14 protein-coding genes are annotated in these 21,752 nt (G+C 56.3%); 3 read left to right on the top strand and 11 right to left on the bottom strand.

All coding sequences use genetic code 11. The features are described from left to right. Positions 1–124: 124 nt before the first annotated feature. Genes rpsR through SH410x_RS02765 form a run of 3 tightly spaced genes read left to right on the top strand, consistent with a single transcriptional unit; the run spans position 125 to position 1,339 of the window. Positions 125–388, top strand: a complete 264-nt coding sequence (gene rpsR / locus SH410x_RS02775; protein ID WP_473674394.1) for a 30S ribosomal protein S18 — start codon at positions 125–127, stop codon at positions 386–388. A 10-nt stretch (positions 389–398) separates the two neighbouring features. Then, complete coding sequence (locus SH410x_RS02770) at positions 399–851, top strand: acyl-CoA thioesterase (protein ID WP_473674392.1); 453 nt, start codon at positions 399–401, stop codon at positions 849–851. A 32-nt stretch (positions 852–883) separates the two neighbouring features. Further along, the gene (locus SH410x_RS02765; protein ID WP_473674390.1) at positions 884–1,339 is read left to right on the top strand and encodes a hypothetical protein; all 456 of its coding nucleotides are present in this window, start codon (positions 884–886) and stop codon (positions 1,337–1,339) included. Between the two features lie 314 nt (positions 1,340–1,653). Here the strand turns inward: SH410x_RS02765 and SH410x_RS02760 are convergent, their stop codons facing one another. From SH410x_RS02760 to SH410x_RS02710, 11 genes are all read right to left on the bottom strand, one after another. Next, positions 1,654–2,052: a hypothetical protein gene (locus tag SH410x_RS02760; protein ID WP_473674388.1), complete on the bottom strand. Its 399-nt coding sequence runs from the start codon at positions 2,050–2,052 to the stop codon at positions 1,654–1,656. A 351-nt stretch (positions 2,053–2,403) separates the two neighbouring features. After that, positions 2,404–3,309 carry a hypothetical protein gene (locus SH410x_RS02755; RefSeq protein ID WP_473674387.1) on the bottom strand — a complete coding sequence of 302 codons (906 nt, stop codon included), beginning with the start codon at positions 3,307–3,309 and terminating at the stop codon, positions 2,404–2,406. Next, positions 3,306–4,142, bottom strand: coding sequence for a hypothetical protein (locus SH410x_RS02750; RefSeq protein WP_473674385.1), 837 nt, complete (start codon positions 4,140–4,142; stop codon positions 3,306–3,308). Before SH410x_RS02750 ends, SH410x_RS02755 begins: the two co-directional genes overlap by 4 nt. After that, positions 4,139–5,065, bottom strand: a complete 927-nt coding sequence (locus SH410x_RS02745) for a MotA/TolQ/ExbB proton channel family protein (protein WP_473674383.1) — start codon at positions 5,063–5,065, stop codon at positions 4,139–4,141. Before SH410x_RS02745 ends, SH410x_RS02750 begins: the two co-directional genes overlap by 4 nt. A 145-nt stretch (positions 5,066–5,210) precedes the next feature. Then, positions 5,211–6,104 (bottom strand): DUF4339 domain-containing protein, encoded by an 894-nt coding sequence (locus tag SH410x_RS02740; protein WP_473674381.1) that lies wholly within the window; start codon positions 6,102–6,104, stop codon positions 5,211–5,213. 55 nt (positions 6,105–6,159) lie between these two features. Next, positions 6,160–9,153, bottom strand: a complete 2,994-nt coding sequence (locus SH410x_RS02735; protein WP_473674379.1) for a hypothetical protein — start codon at positions 9,151–9,153, stop codon at positions 6,160–6,162. 72 nt (positions 9,154–9,225) lie between these two features. Further along, positions 9,226–11,943, bottom strand: coding sequence for a GAP1-N2 domain-containing protein (locus SH410x_RS02730; protein WP_473674377.1), 2,718 nt, complete (start codon positions 11,941–11,943; stop codon positions 9,226–9,228). Positions 11,944–12,046: 103 nt separating this feature from the next. Next, positions 12,047–13,408, bottom strand: a complete 1,362-nt coding sequence (locus tag SH410x_RS02725) for a hypothetical protein (protein WP_473674375.1) — start codon at positions 13,406–13,408, stop codon at positions 12,047–12,049. A gap of 45 nt (positions 13,409–13,453) precedes the next feature. Continuing rightward, on the bottom strand, positions 13,454–15,214 hold the full coding sequence (locus SH410x_RS02720) for a trypsin-like peptidase domain-containing protein (protein WP_473674373.1): 1,761 nt from the start codon (positions 15,212–15,214) through the stop codon (positions 13,454–13,456). Between the two features lie 331 nt (positions 15,215–15,545). Then, a complete protein-coding gene (locus SH410x_RS02715; protein ID WP_473674371.1) occupies positions 15,546–17,108 on the bottom strand; it encodes a sulfatase in 1,563 nt (520 codons plus the stop codon). A gap of 150 nt (positions 17,109–17,258) precedes the next feature. Next, positions 17,259–21,752: an NHL repeat-containing protein gene (locus SH410x_RS02710; protein ID WP_473674369.1), complete on the bottom strand. Its 4,494-nt coding sequence runs from the start codon at positions 21,750–21,752 to the stop codon at positions 17,259–17,261.

The following is a 21,752-nucleotide window of genomic DNA, read 5'->3' as shown; positions in this document are numbered from 1 at the left end:
TCTGCGCTGAGATCGTCACACTATGCGGCCCTTCGGCGAGTCGGCTGGAGAACTTCGGTTCAATTAGCCGACCGACATAGACCATTCGCCTTCCATTTACAGGAAAAGCATGCCCCCACGTCCAATGAGCACGCGTAGCCGTGCCCGCAAACGCTCACGCGTCCGCAGCCGAACTCGCAAGAAAGACCCGATTTTCGTCGATGGTCATCGCCCCCGGCCGATGTACGTTGACTATAAAGACATCGATTTGCTGTCTAAAATGGTCAACCGTCAAGGTCGGATCATGGGTCGTCGCAAGAGCGGATGTACCGCCGTCAGCCAGCACGCGGTGACCGCTGCGGTCAAACGAGCGCGTTTCATGGCTCTGCTGCCCTTCGTGGGCGAGTAGACCTCCGCTAGTGAACGATTCTGAAGCTACAGGCGATCCAACAGCCCGTTTTCAGACGAGACGCCGCGTCGAGTTTCGCGACACCGACGCGGCCGGGATCGTTCATTTCTCAGCGTTTTTCCCCATCATGGAATCCGTTGAGCACGAGTTTTTGCGGTCCATCGGGGTCGCAGTCTTGCCTCGGCACGACACCCCCGATTCGTTGACCTGGCCCCGCATTGCCGCCGCCTGCGAATACATGGGGCCGGCTCGATTCGAGGACCTGCTCGATATCTCGCTATTCGTTGACCGGGTGGGGACGAGCAGTATCCACTATCGCCACCGCATCGAGTGTGAGTCCCAAGTGGTCGCGGTCGGGAGAATTTCAGTCGTATGCTGTCGACTTGCACCAGGCGGCAAACTCATCAAAATGCCCGTGCCTGAATCGATGCGTCTCGCGCTGACGATGTCGACTCCTTCCTGATTCCTCCGACTCGCAACCGAACGCTCCAGCCCATGCCTGCTACCTTTGAGGGATTCGGTCTTAAACTGCTCTATCCCGAGAACTGGACCCTCGCACCCCGCGGTGACGATGAAGGCGATCAGGGGGCAACCTTCGATCTGCCCAGCGGTGGGTTCGTCTCGATCGAGACACTGCCTATCACCCGTGGCGATGACGAGCTGATTGACGAAATCGCAGAACTGCTGCGTCAGCAGTACAATGATGTCGAGTTCGAAGAGATCCAACTCGCCGGTGCCGACGATAGCGAGCGGGCGGTTGACCTGAGTTTTTGCCATCTCGACCTGGTGGTCTTCTCCCGCATCGTCCTGCTCGACGCGCCAGCATCGACCCGCGACCAAATGCCCATCGCCGGCCGGATTCTAGTCCAATTCCAAGCCGAGAGCCGCGACTTTGACGCCAACGAAATGGTTTTCATGGCGCTGCTAAAACAGATCCGCGACTGCGAGTGAGCCCCCCTCCCAGCTCGAGGCCAGCGTGCGTTTCGGGATGGAATGCGGGTGATTCACTTCTTACCACGGTTGAGCGTTGAACCGCGAAGCGATGGAAGTACTCAGTACCCGACACCAGTCCGTTTTTTTGTTGGACAGTTCCCGGAAGAACCTGCCGGAAAGAATGCCTCGAGGCGACGATAGCAGACAGACGTCCGCCAGCCTGTGAATGCGATGAGGTAACAATGCGCTGCGCAGATTGACATCTCACGCAGCATCGGGCTTCGTTCCTTTCAGAGGCGGCGACCGGCGATCAACTGCAGGCAGCGCTAAACTCACACCCTTCGAGTGTTACGTTCGATATCCATGACAACCCGAATCAATTCGATGATCGCCATGAAAGCCACGTAGTAGAGATAGATCAGCAACAGGCCGAACGCTAAAACGAGAAGTGTGATGAAGGTGACTCCAATTCTGCCTAGCATAGGCGCATCGGTGAAAAAGAGTGCTTGGGCGCACGCCCCCAGACCGCCCAAGCCCCAAACTCCAGCGGCTAGAATGGCAAGAACCTTGGTGACGGTTGTCCCGATTGCTAGGTAGAGCGTCAGATTCGGATACCTCTCGGGCACGCCCGCGCTGCCGGTGCGATTGGATGCTTGAAACGCATTGACCGGCTCTCTTGCCGCGGCGGATCGCTGCGGCGTCGACGTATCAATCGCAAATGGGGCGTCCACACCCGAACTGTCTCGCCCAGCGTCCGGGATGTGTGTTTGGGTTTCCGAACGAGGTACGCCTTTCGATTTTGAGCTGGAACCGGCAACTGTGCGGCTAGATGCCTGTCGCTGCGGTTGCGGCGGACCGGCAATGATCTCGCCGACTGCCTCACATTTCAAACACTTACTCTTCCGCCCGATATAAGCCTCCGGGGCAGCTTGGGTATATCCACATTGCGGGCATGTAAAAGAAGCTTTCATCGGGAATCAACTCAAGTACGCATCATAAAAATAGAACCCCTCGTTCCTTCGCGGCGGGCCGCTGAAACGCCGCCGCCGAATCTATCCATGGCTATCATAACGGAGCGAAACTCACTGCACCGTCCCCGATGAACCACCGTAGTGGATCTCGAGCGGCTCGCCATGTTTCATGACCCACAGGTCATAATTCAGACCGGCCCGCTTGAACTCGTCTCTTACGGGCGCAAATTCGTCATAGCTATCGGGGTACGCGACAATGATCAAAGTTCCTTCGTAGCGGCTGATTCGTTGCGCGGTACCACGAACGGCGGCAATTGACTTTGGTCCGCCCAGTTGCAATCCCTTGCCGTAACGAAGTTTGATTCGATAGCCGCCATCGCCAAGGCTTGTCGCTTCGACGTGCCTTTCGAAAAAATCTCCCTGGGCATCATCCGGCGAGGCGACCAGAAAGAGCTGGCCACGAGACAGGACGACAATGGCTCGCGACCCCCTACCGGTTCGCTGGCGGGGCACTGACATTGTCTCGACGGCGTTTTGCTTCGCATCTCGCCACCGCTTCATCGTGCTGGCCAGTGTAGCGGTGGCCTCTTGGACCATTTGTTGATGGGACTCGGATTCGTGCTCGATCTCGATAGCAGCCTGCGTGACGTCGAGCAATTCAATCCCCAACCGATCGCGTTTCTCCGAAGCGAGATCGATCTGTGACCGTAGCTGCTGAAATTCCTGGTCCAATTCCACCAGTTTCACATTGGTCGGATCAATCACCGGCGGCGGCAAAGACTCTTGCGATTCTCGAAGTGCCTCCACTCGAACGGATGCCTGATCCAATTTCAGTTCCAGCTCACGCAACTTCGCGGCATCGATTTTGGTAGGGGTCTGATGCCCCGATGGATCCGAACGTACCTGAACAAGTAGCGTCACCAGGATCGCCAAAAAGACGATTCCGCCAAACGTGTTGCAAATCGTGTCCAGGAACAGATCGAAACTGTCTTCTGAGACGGCGCCGCGTCGTTTCATAATTCCAGCTCAAAATATAGCATCACGTCATCTTCCGAACCGACGACGTCATACCCATACCTCGCTGTCCGCGTCGCACTATCGAGATAATCCCTCAGCATTTTAAAATCACTCGCCCCACCAGGGGCGATCATGATGAAATAGTGACGTTTTCGATGGTCGGCGTGCCGAAGGTGATCGATCAGCGACTGGATATTGTTAAATGCCAGTCGCTGTTGCGATCCCCCGTCGCGAATCGACAAGCGATCGGTACTACTAGGATGGTCACCCAAACGGATGATGATCAAGTCACGTCCATCGGCGAGGGTATCGTTGTACAACGGCGAACTGCTGCTCGAGAGTTTTTCCAACTGGCTCTGATACAGCGTGGCCTGTTCGAGCAATGTTTCGCTCTGGGTAGTGGCCGCTGATTCTTCAGCGGCATCGCGACGCGTCAGTTCTTCCAATCGCTGATTTGCTTTGTCGAATTGTCGCTGGGCGGCGCTCGCTTGGCCGGATACATCATCAGCGATCTTGCGCCGCGATGCCACGCGTTCACGTAGTTGCTCAACGTCCATGGTCCCCGCCGCCTCGATAGCTTGCGTCACGCGACCGAGTTGCTGCGATCGCTGATTCAGCTCCGCCTCGATCTGTTCGGATTCCGCATCCATTTGCTCAATGATTCGCTGGATCGCCGCCGCGTCACCGACGGTTGTGTTACTGGCGGCGTCGACCTTCTCAATCAGATCAAGAACCATAACCAATGTGATCAAAATAAAGATGCCGGCGACCGCGGTGATGATGTCCTGAAAGGCAAAAAAGGACACTCCGGGTGGATGAACACGTCGCGTCATCGCGGCACACCATCTCGAGGTTTGACAGGCATATTCGGTCGTGGTGCGGTCGCAACCGTCGCAGATTCACTTGGTGTGGAATGACCATCTTCGCTTCGCATCCGACTGAGGATTTGACGTAGGCAATAATCTTGGCAGCGATCCAAGAACTCCTCTTCGCTTTTTCGCTGGGCGGTAATCCAGAGTTGAAGGCCTAATGCGATGACCAGAGCCACCAAAGTAGTCTCAAATGCCGTGGCAAGCCCGCCGGTCACCTCGCGCAGAGAGCCAATGATCCCCTGGACGTCGCTCTGACCATCCAGCAGAGAAGAAAAGTTGCCAATCGCATTGGCCAAACCTAATACCGTTCCAATAAATCCCAGCACGGGAATCGCCCATAGGAATCCGGCGAGCATCCCGAAAGAAGTGGAGACTGCCGACTCGTCTCGATCGGCGATCGATCCCAAAATATCGTCGACATCTCCAATCCGACCTAGATTCTTCAAACTCGAAAGCGCGATTTGAATTCGATTGAAAACAATGAACCGCTCCGGTGCGTCCACCAACGCATAGATCGTCGTCAAAATGTCCGGCGCCGTTTGACGGGTTAGCACAAAGTCGTGATTCGCAGGGATGACAGGATAGTCCAATGCGCGTCGTTGAATTGCCAACTTCTGCCTTTTGAATAACAGGATCGTCGCCGACCAAAACCCAAACAAAACGGCGAGATACTGAGTCGGCCCTCGTTCGGTCATCATTTCAATAAACGCACCCTTCGGCATCAGCATCAACAATCCGTAGAATGCCGCCGTTGCGACCAGCCCGATCAGTCCGGCAAGACCCGTGCGCACGGATGTCCCACCACTGGGAGACAGACCAAATATCGCTTCAGGATCGCTGCGGCTAATGGAAAGACGAACCTCCGGAACCGTGTTCGTACTCATCGCTCACACCGTTCTTTTATATTAAAACAACAAGTGCAACGGGAGGCTGATCTTGCCTCGCTCTCGGCGAAGGCAGCCAAGTCGATACGGCGAGCCTTGTCGCAGTGGGCTGCGTCATTAGTCAAAGCGATATCCTGGTGAAATTTCATACTGATAGAAACACGAAAAACACCGTAACTTGCACGATGCCAAGAAAAGAACCGATCACAACAGTTGTCAACCAAATTCGATTTTCATGCAGTGCCAGCCTACGGTAGCCAGCGGCTGTTCCACAGATGGCAAATAGACTCATCGCTAATGACAGTCGTGTGATGTGAATGGCAATCACCAACAAAAGAAATGCAAGAACGAATGCAGACACCGTCATGATGGGCAAAAAAATGCCGGGCCCCTCGGGGATGAATCCCTTGGCGATTAGATAGATCAGCCCGGCGGCAAACGCAAACATTTCCAACGCCAGACCATACGCAAAAACACATGCGATGGTGACCCACGATCTCCGCGACGCGACGGAATCAACGACGGACTGAGGCATATTCGCTACGGAGAGACCGGAATCCGCGCGATCAACGCGTGGCATCTCGTGGGCGGCACGGATTGCACCGGGGAAAACATCCTCAGCATTTCGCCACTGATCCATTCCGCTCCGCCATACCTGAGATCCATTGACGATCTGGCCATCGCGGATCATCTCGCCGACTTTGGCTTCCGAATAGGGACCAACCTGTTCGCCGTCGATCGCGAGGTGCCACTGATCGCTGGCCACTGAGGACGATCCGGAAGCTGGCCGCAACTCATCATCGGCCCCCTGCTGCCGAGCAACTTCGCCCGCAGGATCCTGATGGGACCTTTCAGACTCCGTCCCGGATGCCCCGGACGTCGTCTGCGACTTCTGCCATTCACCAATGCGTAGCCAAACGCCCTTGGTCTCACTGATTTCGTGATGGATTGTCAGTTGACCGCGATGCAGTAACTGCTCGACACGCTGGGCATCGAGCGGCCCAATGCGCTTACCTTTGAATCGAACATAGTATTGCATTTTAAAAAACTAAGGTTGGGTGTGACTCGACTGTCATGTCGCGACGTTGCATGAATCAAAGTGGCTGTTGGCCAGTGGAGGACGATTGCGATTGGCCAGGGGAAAAAAACAGCAGTTGACCAGTCGTCGGAAGATCTACCGTATCGGCCCATTGAAGCAATGGGCCATGGATGGTTGCGACGGTGAACCAGCGGGCCCGCAGCGGATCGTTACGATCGCGTCGTACAACCAGCAGGCTGCCGCTTTTCAACTCAGCCTCGTCTCGCCAAAACTGAACTTTAGGTTGAGGAATTTGCGCCGCCGAGGCTTTCTCGAGACGATTCGAACGCATCATCCCGATCGGTTCGAGTCGGAACTCGCCCAGTCCGCTGGCGAGTTGTTTTAGTTGGGGCCGCGCGCCATACAATTGACTCAATTCGCCATACACCTTTGTCGACATCAGCGCTTCGATCTTGACCATTCGCGGTGCCGGGCGATACCAGTTTTCCCACTGCGGTCGATTCCCTTCCATCTCGCGCAGCACCCGGGTCGTCTGCGTTTTCAACTGGCGGGTTCCCGTGAGCATTGTTTGAGCGAGAGAATAGGTCAGCATCTGACGGAGATTGGAGTCGAGTGCTTGACGGCCTCGCAACCAAGCCATCGTTGCCAACATGGCACCATCCCAATCCGAAATAAAGCGACCAGGGTCGCGACCGAGTTCAGCCCGCAATCCATCAACCGATGCTCTGGGTTCGTCCTCGATAAGAAAGTCTCCCTCGAGGCTCACCTTGCGAACAGACCCGTCGAGCAACGCCAGCGTATCGTATTTGCGTATTTTGACACTCGCGGACTCTTCGAATTCAAATTGATCAGAGTTCCGCTGATAGTAGGTTCGATAGACAAAATAACGCTCACCTGCACCGTTGCGTTCGGTAACGGAGATCAATTGCCGGTACAAAGACCGGCTGAGATCTGCGTCGATAGCCGCTAACTCCTGACGTCGCGATTCAGCCGCGTCGATCGCATCAGTTAGCGGCGCAGGAATCGTTGCCGGGGGCGCGGCAACGACTTCCTTGAGTTTCTGCTCCGCTTCGGACTGTGCCTCGGCGTTCTGTTTGCTAAAAGGAGGCCGAAAAAAGGCAGCGGTCGTGCTCAAGTATTGATTCCACTGATCCATGGTGCCCCAAAATTTGGATTCCTCAATCACTTGACGGTAATCATCCGATCGAGGGTGGCTGGGAACCGCTTCGACAAAACCTTTTAAACGAGATAATAGATCTCGCGGTGTACGTGCCGACAGGACCAAATCCATCTCAGAAGCAGCCAGATGTGCCTGCGTGACCTGACTTTGGAATCGTTGCCGCAGCGATTTCACCCGTGCGACTTGAGAATCAACCTCCTTCAGCAGCGGCGGTGCCGCCCACGAATGCGTGAGTTTGAGCTGATTGAGATTCTCGACGACCGCGTGGGTTTCGTCCACCTGTTTGACGAGTTCATCGGGACCTATCTCGTTGATGTCGACTTGCGACATTCTTGCGATAGCGTCCCGAGATTTCTCCAAACCCGCGGCTAACGCTTCGGTGTCGTTACGAGTCCGCTCAGCTGCCAGGCCCCGATACCGCATTCGCTGCTCATGGGCCTGTGCAATCTCAGTGTCCGTGACCGCAGTGGACTCCAATTCACTAATCTGGCTAGATTCGAGTGCTTCGGTTTCGACTGCGACGACTGCTTCCAGATCGGATTTAAATTTTGCGATCCGTTCGGCTTCGCGGCGAAGCAAGTCGGTGTGCTTAATGATTAAGGGGGCGATTGATGGCTCGCTGGCCATTCCCGCTTCCTGGCTCTGGAACGCGTTGATAAATTCAGTGGCCTGGGTCAACTGGCCAGCCTCAAGCAGCTTGTTCAGTTGAGTTTCAACAATGGCCACGCGTTGTCGGTGAGTTCGACTGATTTGCATCGAAACAAGCGTCCCGATGAGGATCAGTGTCGTTGCCGCAACGGCAGCCACACCCAGCATGAATTGACGTTTCGATCCCAGTTTCAATTCATCCACCAACGTTCGGTAACGATTGAATAATTCGGGTGGCAACGTTTCGTCGAACACTGCGGCCTGCTGGTAGGCAGATTCGACTTCAGCGACCTTGACGCCGCGTCGATCGAGAATCTCATTGAGCCGTCCCAATGCCGCCGCACGCTGTTGTTGTCGCTCAGTTTCGGAACGCAATCCATCGATCCATTCCAAACCCTCTCGCGCCTTCGCCGAGGTCTCTTCGGGAACAGCCGTGGCCCCGGACAGTTTGGTCACTTGCCCCAGTAAATTGCGATAGTGGTCAGCCGCAGCATGACCACCGGCTTCGTCAAATTGTCGCGATGCCTCGGCCAGTTGGTCCGCCGCGCCGGCCAGTTGATTCACGAGGTCAGACGATTGCAAATCCCGGCGTTTTTTACGCACCGCGTCAACCAAGGATTTTGGCGGCTTGCTACTCCACGCCTCATCGGTTAGCTCGCGATGGAGGTCATCGATTTGGTTCAAGTCGCCTTCGACGATGGCGCTACGAACGTCAGCGGCGAGTTGCGATTGCCTGACTTTTTCCCAGCTTTCGATATCCTCTTGCCAGTGCATGGAAACGGGATCTGCTGCGGCGATGGCGCGCAGCGTTCGCAGTCGCCATGCCAGTGGAGCCCGCGCTAGAGCGAGTTGCCGTTGCCGCCGCAGAAGCTTCTCGATCGGCGTGATCTCGACCATCGCGTCATTGAGGATTTCGATCGCATGATGGTCCACGTGTGGCGGTAATGGCCAATCGAAAAACCCCATCAACTCAACGAACTCTTCGAAGCGGGGGAACTCCAAGTCCAGTGCCTGATCGAGCACCGACGGTGGCCCGCTAATCATCGCGATCGCCTCGCTGCGCAGTCCCCGACGGACCAGATCGGCGGCCTCATTGAGCCGATCGTTTACCTCCGTTACCGCCGCAGCGTATTCCTCGCTCAGTTCCCCCAGCGGCTGCGGGTCAAGAACGGCTCCCTGGCTATCGAGCAGGGTTTGAATTCGGCGGACAATCGGCGACATCAAATTCTACGTAAAGAGTGGAAGGTGAGAAACGAGTAAGAAACAATGAGCACAACAGGCAAACGTTTATCGTCATGGCGAATCATAGTGTAATTCGGGGATGAACACCAAATCAAAGCGTTCCTTAATCTCAGTTTCAGGCACCCCGTTTATGTTGAGTACATTCTTGGATAATGTAAATACAAGAACATTTCCAAAGTCGACTAGCGTCTTGTTCAGCAACTGTGTGAGTTTTTCATTAGCAATGTCTCTGTTCTTGAGATACTGATGAAGTTGCTTTGCAACCACCCGGACCCTGGAAATGGAATCACTGCTCTCCGGAAACGAATTGGGCATTCCCTCGAGCTCAGCCAACAGGCGAGTCTTGAAATCCTGCTCAGAACTGGAGAGATTTCTTTTTTCTTTCGGGCCGTTATCGCCTTTGAGATCAACGTTGCCAAATAAATCATCAGTGCTTTTAATTAAGCTCTCTAGACCCTGCTTCTTCTTGAATTCGGGGACCACTTCCTTCGCTTTTTGAATCAATGCATATGTGTTATATGGAGCTCGTTGCGTCGCATTTGCATCGAGGTCAGTGGGCTCTTTTACCTCTTTTACTGTGCTTATATTGATTTTTATTTTTTCAAATTGCAAAATCACAGGTTCAGCCGCTTTTACGAGATCCGCTACGAGCTCGCTGAACGTCCTGTCCGCGCTGGACTTCCTGTCACCGCCATCGGGCTTCAGTTGAAAATAGAGGTGATCGTTGCCCTCAACCAAATACAGCTGCTGGTTCGGAAAAACCCGAAGCTCGTCGACGACTTGGCTGCCGATGCCAGAGTCTTTAGGCGCATCTGCTAGGGCGACACTACAATCCATCAATCCTTGGTTTGCTAGCTCGCAACGCATCTCCGCTCTCAGCTTGGTATTATTGCCACTACCAGTCAAATACAGGTACACATGCAGAGTGTGGGACTCGCGTTCTTTCTCGAAATCTGCACGCGTTTCGTCTATCGACATTTCTCCGAGGTCACTACTTTCAAGTACGATAAAACGCTTGGATAAACTATCCGCGTCGGCTGAAAGGCTTTGCAGGGGATCGATCCCAATCTTGACATTTTTAATACTTTCCGTCCACGTTGGCATCTGCTCGTCTGGGTCGACTTTTGCTTGGACGTCAACCGGGATGTCTTGCCACTCACTTACCTCATTGCCGAGGGCGTTTTCAGACTGTTTTTTCAGTCTAACTAGCTTATCAATCCATTCCGTTTTCTTTTCCTGAAGCTTAACGATATCTTGCTGGTGTTTCCCAATGTCATCATTGAGTCTCTTGGCTGGCTCAACAAATATTTCCTCCAGCGACCCTGGTTTGCGCAGAACATCAAGATCCGTGAGGTTAGTATATTTTGTCGAAAGGCTGGAGAGTTCGCTCTGGATTTCTGCGTTTCTCTCCTGCATATTATTTAACGTTTTCTGTACCTCATCCGCACCTTCGATAATCGACTCTTTGGCTTGCTTGATTGACGCGAACAGGTTCTTTGCCTCGTCTAGCTGTTGAATTTCAGGCGAGGGCACCGCGGGTTCTAAAGACTTCGGATCAACTGTGCTCGTTTGCGGCTCTTCGGTGGTGCTAGCGGGTATTTCAGCCGTTTCGCTATCGCCCTCCATTGGGTTCCCATCCTGTGCAGGCTTAGTAACGGGAGTCGGCGTGCTTCCATTCTCTTGGGTTAACTGTGTTAGCGAGTCGTTCTGACGCCGCTCGTTGAGCACCCACACCGCGCCGCCAACTCCCACTAACATTAGCAACAAGCCCACTGCGATGACCGGCAGCAACCACGACCAATTCTTCGACGAGGTGCCCAGTGCCGGTGGCACGACGTTGCTGGAGTGCGTGGGGCGTCCCCCGGCGACCGGCGGGGGCGGGGGCTGCAGAGCGAACAGATCGTCTGTGTCTGCCTCGTGATCGGATGCCGACGCACGCGTTGCTTGCGAGGGAATGCTGGCGACGGGCCTGGCCAACAAGGGTTCCACCGCCACTCCGTGGCGGGCTGCGTCAACGTAAGGGCTTTCCGGAGGCGAACCCAGTGTCCCCGACGCCAGATCGATTCCGCCATGCGCCGCTGCGGACGCGGCCTCTGGCGATCCCGCCAACACGCATCGCAGCCGAAGCGTCACGCCTGGCGCCACGTCACCACAATAGGTCGCAAAGGTGGCGGCCCAGCGTTGTGCGGGAGTAAGAATCGACAGCGACTCGTCAATCATCTCCAGTAATTGGGCGTTCTGGTCAGGGCGATAGACCAACCACATCGTTGGCCCGCCACTGACGAAATGGGACGCAACGTGCCCGGCCCAGCCTGCATCACCCGCCATCGCCGCCCACTGCCGAGCCACTCGTGGACTGGACTGAACCTGAGGCAACGATGCCAGCGGCGGCAGTTCACCGGGCTCACGGTCCCACACATCACGCGTCAAGTCACTCATCAACAGCGCTGCCGGTCCACCCGCGGGACGGTCAGCCGCGTCGACCACGATGTGGTGAGCAATCTTGTTGGTCCGCCCGGTGTAATCCGCGCCCGCGTCGCCGATGCGCGAGAGCACGTCGATGTTTCGCCCGGCCACTTTCATCCGCACATGCGAGAAATTGACGGGCATCACCGCAGCCTCGATGTGACGGTACGCTGATAAATTCTCTAGCGGGCCGATCAATCCGGTGGGCATGCTGGCCGTCGTCGCGACCGTGCAAAAACCTTGGCTGCCCGCCCGCAGTCCTCGTGGTACCGAGGTGTAGATCAGTTCGTAATGATTGGCCATGACGAGTGCAGGATGGGGCGAAAGAGGAGCGAGCGGGTGAATTGCGGGAGCTAAAAGTTACTGCCTCGCAGACCGCGAAAGGCGATATTTGTTTGTTGTGAAATCAATCCGATTTTGGCCACGGGGTTGGCTTGGCAGCTTGCATTCCCACGCCCTGGCGAGACACGACACCCACTAACCCACGGGTTCGCCGCGAGATCGCGTAGAGAATCGGGACTTCCGCCCACCATGGTTGGATATCCGCCGGTCGGATGCCCAGTTGCCCAGTCTCGGAATTTCGATGCGGCGGCGTTCCTGTCGCGGAAACGGGAATAAAAACAACCTCCTCGGACACCGATTCGGCCACCGCTACCAATTCGGGACAGGTGCGTCGCAATAATTCTTCGACCGCTTTGGAGGTTTCCTCGATTCGTTCCTCGTAAAGAACATGCCCGTCGTCTTTGGTAACCACATAGGGCGGTTCGGTGGAGACGTCCGGCAGCAGGCCCTCCCACGCATCCCACTTGGTCACCAGCACGCACAGCAGCCCGGAGAGTTTTTGGTCTTCACGCAGTGACGCACCGCGTCGGGTCCGGGTGATTGCCTCGGTCAAAATCGAGTCCTGCCGAACGGTCGCCCGCGGCTGGCCAGCATCATCCATCGACATCTGAGGGTCCTCGCTGATCCCATCGCAGGCACGTCGAAACCGAGGATCCTGCGTCGGATCAAAACAGAAATACAGTACCTCGCTACGGCCGAGATGCCCGGTGACCGGTCCGTTGCTCTCATCGGCGCCTGGCAGAAAAGACTCGCCGGCGTTGTCGTACAAACACATGATCCGCGAAAGCGCCGCCGCGCGATCGGCGTTGCGATGTTTGAGACCAGGGCCGACGCGAAATAAAAATGGTTTAGGAAAATTGACAGTGCGTTCCTCCAATCGAACGCGGTCGTATAGGTCGCCCTGCTCCTCCGTTTTTGCTAGCGAGATCGGGCGATCGGGATGGTGCGCCAGGAATTGTTGTTCTTCGTACTCGTTAACCCGTCGATTCATTGCGGCGTCGGCGTCGGCAAAACGCAAATAAAACTCGGAGGACAAAATCTGCCTCGCCTGCCAAACCATCGATGTGAGCAAGTAGCTCTTTCCGCTGCCGGGCGCCCCCAGTATGGAGAAAAACAAAATGGGCAGCTCAAACAGGCTACGTGGAATCTTCAGATGACATCGCGGGCAAGCGGTATCGGTCGATGCCGCGCCGGCAACATCGATCGCATCCCCGCTGGCGTTGAACCGAGTGGGGAGAAAGCGTCGCATCTCAGATTCACCGAGTTTGACATCGCCGCGCAAGTCTGAGTGGCCAGCGATCCACAACGCATCCTCGGCAGCGAATTGGTGCCAACAGTGAGGACAGGTCAGCTGAGGCAACAGAGTCAGTGAACTCGACTTGTCGGCGGCGCGACGTGGTACTGCATTGGTAGTGGCGGCAGGCATGAAAGCTTTCTTACGGAACGACAGGAGACTTCGGCGAGCGGGCTGTTATTTCGCGTTACCCGAACCGCCACAGAGAGGGCAGCGATACCGGCCTCGCTGGTCACAGTGCGAACACTTCTTCTTCGCAAATTTCTGAGCCGTCATGGGTCGGCCCTTGACATCGCGAGCGACCACTTCGATGTAAGGCGTTTCGACGTAACCGTTGATGCAGCGTGCGCATTTTGCCATCCCATTCCCGCTGCACATCAAGCAACAGTCGTCGTATACCACCACGGGTTCAGCCAACGAACCTCCCTGTTGCGGAATATCCAGCGCCGATGGCGGGCCATAGACATCCACAAACAACACTGCGTCCTTGGATGCCTCGACGACGTCGGCAAAGTTCGTTGCCGCAGCTCGTGTCGGATCGGTAAGCTCGACATTCACTCCCGCCAAAAACTGCCGGATTGCCGCCGGGCTGACGGCGTGGTTTCTTACATTCCGGCTCGCTAAATTCCCGGCAAAGTGAACACCGATCACCTCACCGGAAAGATTGATGCAAGGTCCACCACTGCTACCGGGATCGGAAGACGCCTCATGAATGAATCCGAGATCATCATTGATGTACTTGCTGACACTTCCTCGACTGCTGGTCAAAGTTGGCTCGAGGATATCAGGGAGAGGGTACCCTAGCAGGATCATCTCTTCTTGCTCGCGTGCATTGGTCAGCGATATAGAGAGCGTCGAAATGGCTTCAGGAGCTGGCGATGCTAGCTGGAGCAATGCGAGGTCGACACGAGGATCATCGCTCACGACAAATGTCGTTGCAGACGACTTGAAATCATGGTCATTGCGAACGGAAAATGATTTCGCACTTTCGGCAACGTGACGATTGGTTAACGCTAGTTTGGGCGTGATTAAAAATGCGCTGCCAGACCCCAATCGCACGAGGCCGGCTCGCATTTCCGGTGAATCGAGTGGAGGAGTCTGCTCATTTGAACCGCGCGCGGTGAGTTCAAACGAGTCATGATCCAAGGTGTAAGCCAAACGCTGTGGCCCTGCTGGCCCAGGCTGCGGCGTGCCGCCCGTGAGTACCCCTGAGAGGTCGCTCCGAAAGCTCGCCGAAATAGTCTTGTCCGATAAAGCCACGGACACATTGTGATGGGTGGCAAATGAAATTTCCGGTGCCGATGTCTTCGCACTGGATCGGAGATAGTTGACGAACGCCGATTCGCTCTTCTTTCGCGCCGCTATGACCGCCAGGTTGTTGTAGGTCGACGAGAGCGTTTGGCGATGCAGATTCGGCCAGTACTTCTGTACCTTTTCAATCAAACCAATGACCTGCCGACTGGCTCGCTGAGCTTGATCGTGCGAGCGAGATTCTCGCGAAAGCAGCGGCTGAGCAACAACCAAGAAGAACGGTGCCACGATTCCGTCGGGCTGACCACGTGCCGCGTTCTGCAGACTTGCAACCGTGCCAGCCAAATGCAGGTCTTCCGTTTTCAAATACTCCTGCAGGATGGCGAACTGCTGAGAGGACTGCTGCAGAATTCTCACTGCACCTATAAAGTCGCGATCGGTTTCAGACAGCCTGCCGGTGGGAAGTGAAATCTCGCGTCCGTCGGCCACCCGCAATTTGACACTGTCACTATCTAACTTCACCAGCGATGCTTCCGTCTTGAAGCGACCGGATACGTCAGTCCATTCCCGGGGACGCGTGAAATCTTGACCGCTCGCACCGCCCGCCATCGACCACAGCATCAGTCCGATAATGTAAACGGCGAGCTGCTTGGTTCTCCGCACGCGAGTGTCGTTTTCAGTTGGCATGCCTCTCGCCCTCTCGTACCTGCGAAGAAATTGATACAGTGACCGAAGTTCAGAGACATGAACCGGATGCTCCTAAAATAGAACTCTGTAGCCTACCCATCATAGTCATATGTCCAGTGCCTGGCAATGGCGGGGGGGTGACATCTAGTGCTCGCCACTCATCGGAAAGCCGGCAGTCAGTAATCAGTAACGACGAACCAGTGGACTGCCCTACAGGCGGCAGCTGAGGAGAATGGCGGGGCAGACACGATGCCCTCGCATCGGTCCAGGACCGCGTCGACTGGGCTAGCGAAAATGGCGTGATACGCTTCGAAGTCCGGAAAGCTCGCGGCTATTCGATTTTGGGGCGGAGCTTTTTGACAAAGCTGGGCCACGTTTTTTGTTCGAAGCTTTTCAATTTGTCCGGTCGATCGGCGTCGGTCACGTTCCATAGGGCGACGCCAGTGCGAACTAACGGCGCCTCGTCTTGCGGTAGCGATCTGGCGAGTCGTTGCTTGATGTTTTGGTGATCAGCGTCGTCGGCCAGGTTTGTCCATTCCTGCGGATCGGTGTGGTGATCGTAAAGCTCCTCCCCGCCATCGAAGTATCGCGTGTATCGGTAGCGGGCATCTCGCAGGCTGTAGTTGCCACGCCCCCACGTTGTGATAGCCGGTTCTGAGATCGGTTTGGCTGGGTTGTCCAACTGGGGCACCAAACTGTCACCATCGACGTACTGAGGCGTGTTGACACCCGCCAGTTCCGTGATGGTTCGGTACAGATCAATCAACGAAACCGGCTCAGCGCAATCATCCGGTTCGCCCTCATGCCGGCGTGGATCGTAAACAATCAGCGGCACTCGTGTCGATTCTTCCCAGAGTGAAAACTTGCGAAAGCTCCGCTTTTCGCCGAGGTGATATCCATGGTCCGACCACAGGACAATCACGGTGTTCTCTGCATAGGGACTGGCGGCGAGTGCATCGAGGACTCGGCCGATGTTGAAGTCAGCCCAGGTGATGCAGGTCAGGTAGGCATGCCGAACTCGCTGCCAGGCTGCATCGTTTCGGAACTTGAGATCGTCTCCTAAATTGGCCATCGAACGCCCGGCCCAGGGCACATCGGCCAGGTCATCATTGCGAATCAGGGGCGCCTCGACGGGCTGTTCGATCATCTCGAAGAACCGTTCGGGACACACGAATGCCAAGTGCGGCTTGACAATCCCCACCGCCAGAAAGAAAGGCTGGTCGTGCTCGTCGCCAAGAACCTCGATACCGTAATCGGCAACTTGATAATCAGGGTGCTCCGACAGCGGGTTGGTCGTCGGACAGAACGCCATTTTGCCGGACTGTCCGATCTGATACCCGTGTTCGGGCGCGTAAACCAGTTTCGTTCTTTGGGGCTTGTGATAGTCCGACCAATCGATGTCGTAATGCGTGCTGGAGTGAAAGATCTTGCCCGCACCATAGGTCTCGTAGCCTTGGTCACGCAGCGTTTTGGGTAAGCTGGTATAGTTCTCGGTGATCCAGGGCTGGATTCTGTCGTGGTTGTAAAACGGGTATAGCCCCGAGTGAAATGGTTCGACGCCATAGAGCAGCCCCAACCGACACGGCGAACAGGCCGGAGCGACGCAATGCGCATTGGTGAAGTTCACACCACGGCGAGCCAACACGTCCATGTTGGGCGTATGGGCTTGGGGGTGTCCGCCCAGAAAACCGGTCCAATCATTCATGTCATCGATGGCAATGAACAACACGTTGGGACGCTGGCCACCGCCTGTGCCCCCAGCATCCCCCGCCTCGCTGGTCGGGCGAGGTGGCGCGGCGATGCCATCGCGGGCCGCGACTGTCATTGCTGCCACGCCCATCGCGACGACGACCGCACCGCGAAGAGTGATCTGAAGACTTGAATGCTTTGTCATTTTAAAAATGGGTGAAGGCGAAACGGATCGATTCCCGGAAATCTATTCTGCGACCGCTCGATCCCAGCCTCTACTCTAGCGATCCCGTGCTAGCCGTGCCCGCAATGTTTGTCGCAGCGGTTACCAGATTCGATGCCTGATGATCGTCTGCTACTGGATCTGCCAACTTCCCCATAGCGATGGTGAGAGTTGAGCTTCGCTGGGAACGTCGCTGGTAATCGCGGTCGCTTTGTTGGACCAATAGACACGCTGCGTGGTCTCGCGTCCGTTGCCACGGAGCACACCGAGATCGCCGCGATAGACTTCGCCAGCTTGTGGATCCCAGCCCAGCGACGACAGGGGAATGCTGAACTCAAAATGCCCTTTGTTGTTGGTCGCGAAATCCACCTGATCACTGACATCTTGAACTTGGTCAATCTCGATTGTCCGCCATGGGCTGCTAAATTTGACTGGCTCGTCAGTCCCCGGCACAAGGGCGCGGTATAGCATCGCACGAGCCTTCCCGTCGACCTGTGTGACCAATAGCCGAATATCACCCTCCTGCGTGTCACGCGATTTCGAATGATTGTGTTCTGGTTCGGTAGCCAACATCAGGTCCAAACAGCCACCGGTCTTGAACAACGTTTCGGAGGCACCGCCACGATTGCGGAGCAGATCTGGTTCGGCGGACTCATATGCAGCGAAGAGTTTATTGTCGGCGATACGAACCGATGCCACCACGTCATAGGGCCGCGAGTTGCTGTTAAAATTCGCCGCGATACCACGGCGATCGATAATCGCCCAGCCTTCGTCGGCCGGCCAATCACTGAGATCTCCGTCGACAATAGGCATTTCGCTGCGAATCGAAACCCGCAGCGGGGAGTGAACGGAATCAGCCTGACGGGCCAGTTCGGCCGCTGCCGTCCATTCGCTCGCACGGCCAAGATCCGCGGCCGTGATCTCAATCGATTGAGATGGCAAGCGGCGAATCGAATCGAGACCATCGACACGGACAATGCTGGTATTGGCGCCATCAACCAGGTACACCTCGCCGTCGGTCGTCTGCGTGATCGAGGGCCAGAAGTTCTCGTCGTGCAGCGACACATCACTGACGTCCATGCCACGGACGGCATGGGGCATGGACCATTTGGGTCTCAGTCGAATGTCATGAAACAGGGTCGCGACAAACATGCCATCGGTGGTCATCAGATACATGTTACCCATGTTTCCATTGACACAGAACATCGGCCCAGCGGCTTCAGAGGGACGGATCAGTCCTCCGAGCAGTCGCGTGTGTCCGACAATCATGCCCGGACGATCAGGGACGGCGGCCTCGTGACTGGCGTGTAACCCCGACCATAGACTTGGGTAACTCCAAGTCGGATGGCCACCAGCGGCCCCACCGAGTCCATGATTAGAAAATGGCCGTGGGGCGTTGGTGAAGATGACCGAATCTTCAGTAGCGAGGGCTTGGTCACCGCCTGATGAAACGGGCCCTTGAACCTCATCGAGCAACACGTCCGGATCGTCGATCGAGTAGGAGGGCACACCCGTCGCCGGATCGATGGTGGCTCGAAATCGGACTGCCTCACCATCGAGCCGGGCGACAATGGCGGACAGTGAGTTGTCGATAATGATGCCACCCGACGCACCGGGGCGGATCGATACCTCTTCCGGCTGAGGTTCCCCATCGCCGCTGGTGTCACTCCAGCAAAAGAACGCTGCCGCGTCACCACGATCGCTCGCGAGATCGATACCCGCCGGCCAACGGTCTTGAAACGCCGCCGTCTTGAGCAGATCCCAATGCTGCGCCGCTCCCACGCCCGCAACCAGTCTCGCATGGTCCGCTCCATCGCGCCAAACGAACGCGACCGCGTCACCATTGGTTGGGTTCGACGTGTAACAACTGGTGAAGTATCGGGAGGCTTCCGCGCGATCAGGATGGTGTCGATCAAGGTTGGGATACAACGGCGTGTCGGGAGACCAACTACCGTAGTGACTGTGCAGCCAGGTCGGGGGGCGATCAAAAACGCGTACCAGCCGATTGGTGCCGTGCTCCCAGTCCAAGGCAAACTCCAGGCCTTTGTAGTAGAATTTCGACTTATCGATTGGATCGAGCACACCTCCGCCGCCATACTCGCCAGGCCCATAGAATGCATCGACCAACTCCGCGTCTCGAGTCGTTTCCAGCCTCGGATTCCACACGCTGATTCGTTTGGGGCGAAAATCGCATTCCGCGACCCAGACATAGCCGCGTCGATCAATTGCCACGCCGTTGGGCGTGTTGATGTGCAGTGGATCATAAGCCCCCACTGATGGCGGCCCGGGTTTGCCAATGGCACGGAGAAAGGCCCCATCGGCGGAGAAGACTTTGATCTGGTGAGCGTCGCCGCGATCACTGATGTAAAAACGACCGATGTCATCAATCGCAATCTGTCTCGGATCCTGCAGCGAATCGATCCCCGTATCAATAAACTGGGTCGGCGAATTCGCTCTGGCGTCTTCGCGGCGCAGCACGCGATTACCGCTGATCACGAATAATTGCCCGGCTTGATCAAAGGCCACTCCGCGGGGTCGATCGATTGGTTGGCGAACCTCGGCGTCGGGCGCGTCGACGGAGATCAGCCGCAGTTCGTTCTGTCGCGGGAACGACAAGACGATCTGTCGGTTATAAACAGCGAGTCCCGCCAGCACGAAGCGATGATCGCCACCGTCGAATCCGGCTAGCACGATGGGTCGCTCGTCGACGGGAATTCTGTTGGGCTGGGGGTCGTCACCAATGGTCCGCTTAAGAATCTCACGGTCCGCCAGCGACTTCGTCTTTGCAGTGATACGCAGTTCGCCTTCCCATACCGACGCCACGTAGCACAGGTCATCCGAAATGCATCCATCTCCCTGGTCCACGGCGAGAGTCGGAGCACCCGTCCAATGCCCACCCACACGTCCTTGGCCGCCGACTTTCGTGCCATCTTCACGCACCCACTGCAAACCGTGGCCACCTTCGGACACATAGGCACCCATGAACACCAGCGACTCGCCATCAGCAGCTCGATCTCCCGGAACAAACGCGACACTCGTCGGTGGTGTGTGGTTCGTCATCCAGCAACCCGTCCCATCTTCGGTTTCCCAGGCAGGATGTCCACTGCTGTAAACACTCATTTCATAGACGAGTTTGAGCGGGTCTCGCCAGATGCCGCGAACCTGATATCGACCGGGCGCGACCAGGTGCGTGGGGATGTTGTACAGACCGTGCTGCGGCGAATCGAGATCGCGACCCAAATCATCGCTGGCGTCCCACCAAACCACGTGCTCGCCAGCTTCAAACGGCGTTTCACTGATCAGATTCCGCACCCGTTGCCCATGGTCATCGTCAATGACCAGAGTCACGAGCCCGGGGCGAGGGAGGCGGAAGCGGACGGGTACCGGCGCATGGGCACGTTCAGGGGTTTCGAGAATGGCAGACGAGAGTGGGGCATTCTTTAGGTTCGTGATCGCGGCGAGTTCACCCAACCAAACCCGTCTGCCACCCGCGATTTGGCTGCGTAGATGATCGTGATTGCTCGATGACGGGGCCTTGATCCGCAGCCGCATCGCGGTCGTTGTGACGAAATCAGTCGACGGCGATTTCACCGCCAGCCACGTCGGACAGAGCGGCATCGGATAATGCTCTTCCATCTCGATAGCGTTCGCGACGTTGACCCAGCTTGACTCCGGCGCAACAGTAGGTGACAGTCCGACACCCTCACGCAGCACCTGTAAATCGCAAGCAGAGAAACCTGCCCACATCAACGCTACGCCGTTAAGCCGAATCGGTTGCCGCCACGTGACAATGATCCACTCGGGGTTTGCCGCATTGATGAGTTCGCCCTGGGACGCATCCTGCTCGGTGTTTGCCCAGGCCTTCCACATCGTGTCATTGGTGCTATCGATCACGCGATCAACCGACTCACTATGACTGCGTGAAACAGCGTTGCCTTGAGGCCCGATATTCGCAACACGATCGGACAAGACCCACACGTTGCCCACCTCTCCCGCTGGATCATGCTGCGATGGCGAAGCATCATGGGTGAATCGGATTGCGCGTGTGTGCGTCGACGGTGGCAATACCCAAAACGCGTACTCGTCTTGATCCACTTCATCCAGTGACACGACTCGAGTGCCTGCCTCTCCAGTGACCAACCGCTCCGCAGAAATCCACTGCGTGTCGTCACCCAAATCACCTGGGTAGGCAACGTCCGGTTTGAGCACGCTGAGGGCCCCTCCGCCGCGAACAACGACCGTGCCGATGGTGATCGATTTGCGAAAACCGATGCGCAGGTGCCGAATGCCTGCCGCCTTGTCGCGACCGAAAGAAACGCCGCGCCAATCCGGTCGTGTTTCGCGCGTCCAGATCACATCGAGCGGCCCCCGCTTGCATCGACTTTCATCGATTTTGTTTTCGACCCCGCCAATCCAGTCCGCAAAAACGTCGGCATCCAAGTCCTCTTGGCCGACCGACGTCACAAACGGCGGTGGCACCGGAGAGGCTGCCGATGCAGGTTGGATCAGAGGTGACAGCAACAAAGACAAGACAGCGATCGTTCGCCAAAACTGGCGGACTGGCCAGGGAAGGAGGTTCGACATGCGGAGAGCGGCAAACAGGAAGACGAAAGAGGAACGCAGCAT

The organism is Rhodopirellula sp. SH410 (assembly GCF_055811895.1).
Note: the sequence above shows the minus strand (reverse complement) of the source record. Positions and strands in the feature narration are given on the sequence as shown.

Coding starts and splice junctions, on each gene's coding strand:
- SH410x_RS02715 (WP_473674371.1), bottom strand. CDS start 17,108: ATGACAAAGCATTCAAGTCTTCAGATCACTCTTCGCGGTGCGGTCGTC.
- SH410x_RS02745 (WP_473674383.1), bottom strand. CDS start 5,065: ATGAGTACGAACACGGTTCCGGAGGTTCGTCTTTCCATTAGCCGCAGC.
- SH410x_RS02710 (WP_473674369.1), bottom strand. CDS start 21,752: ATGCTGCGTTCCTCTTTCGTCTTCCTGTTTGCCGCTCTCCGCATGTCG.
- SH410x_RS02755 (WP_473674387.1), bottom strand. CDS start 3,309: ATGAAACGACGCGGCGCCGTCTCAGAAGACAGTTTCGATCTGTTCCTG.
- SH410x_RS02750 (WP_473674385.1), bottom strand. CDS start 4,142: ATGACGCGACGTGTTCATCCACCCGGAGTGTCCTTTTTTGCCTTTCAG.
- SH410x_RS02730 (WP_473674377.1), bottom strand. CDS start 11,943: ATGGCCAATCATTACGAACTGATCTACACCTCGGTACCACGAGGACTG.
- SH410x_RS02765 (WP_473674390.1), top strand. CDS start 884: ATGCCTGCTACCTTTGAGGGATTCGGTCTTAAACTGCTCTATCCCGAG.
- SH410x_RS02725 (WP_473674375.1), bottom strand. CDS start 13,408: ATGCCTGCCGCCACTACCAATGCAGTACCACGTCGCGCCGCCGACAAG.
- SH410x_RS02720 (WP_473674373.1), bottom strand. CDS start 15,214: ATGCCAACTGAAAACGACACTCGCGTGCGGAGAACCAAGCAGCTCGCC.
- rpsR (WP_473674394.1), top strand. CDS start 125: ATGAGCACGCGTAGCCGTGCCCGCAAACGCTCACGCGTCCGCAGCCGA.
- SH410x_RS02740 (WP_473674381.1), bottom strand. CDS start 6,104: ATGCAATACTATGTTCGATTCAAAGGTAAGCGCATTGGGCCGCTCGAT.
- SH410x_RS02735 (WP_473674379.1), bottom strand. CDS start 9,153: ATGTCGCCGATTGTCCGCCGAATTCAAACCCTGCTCGATAGCCAGGGA.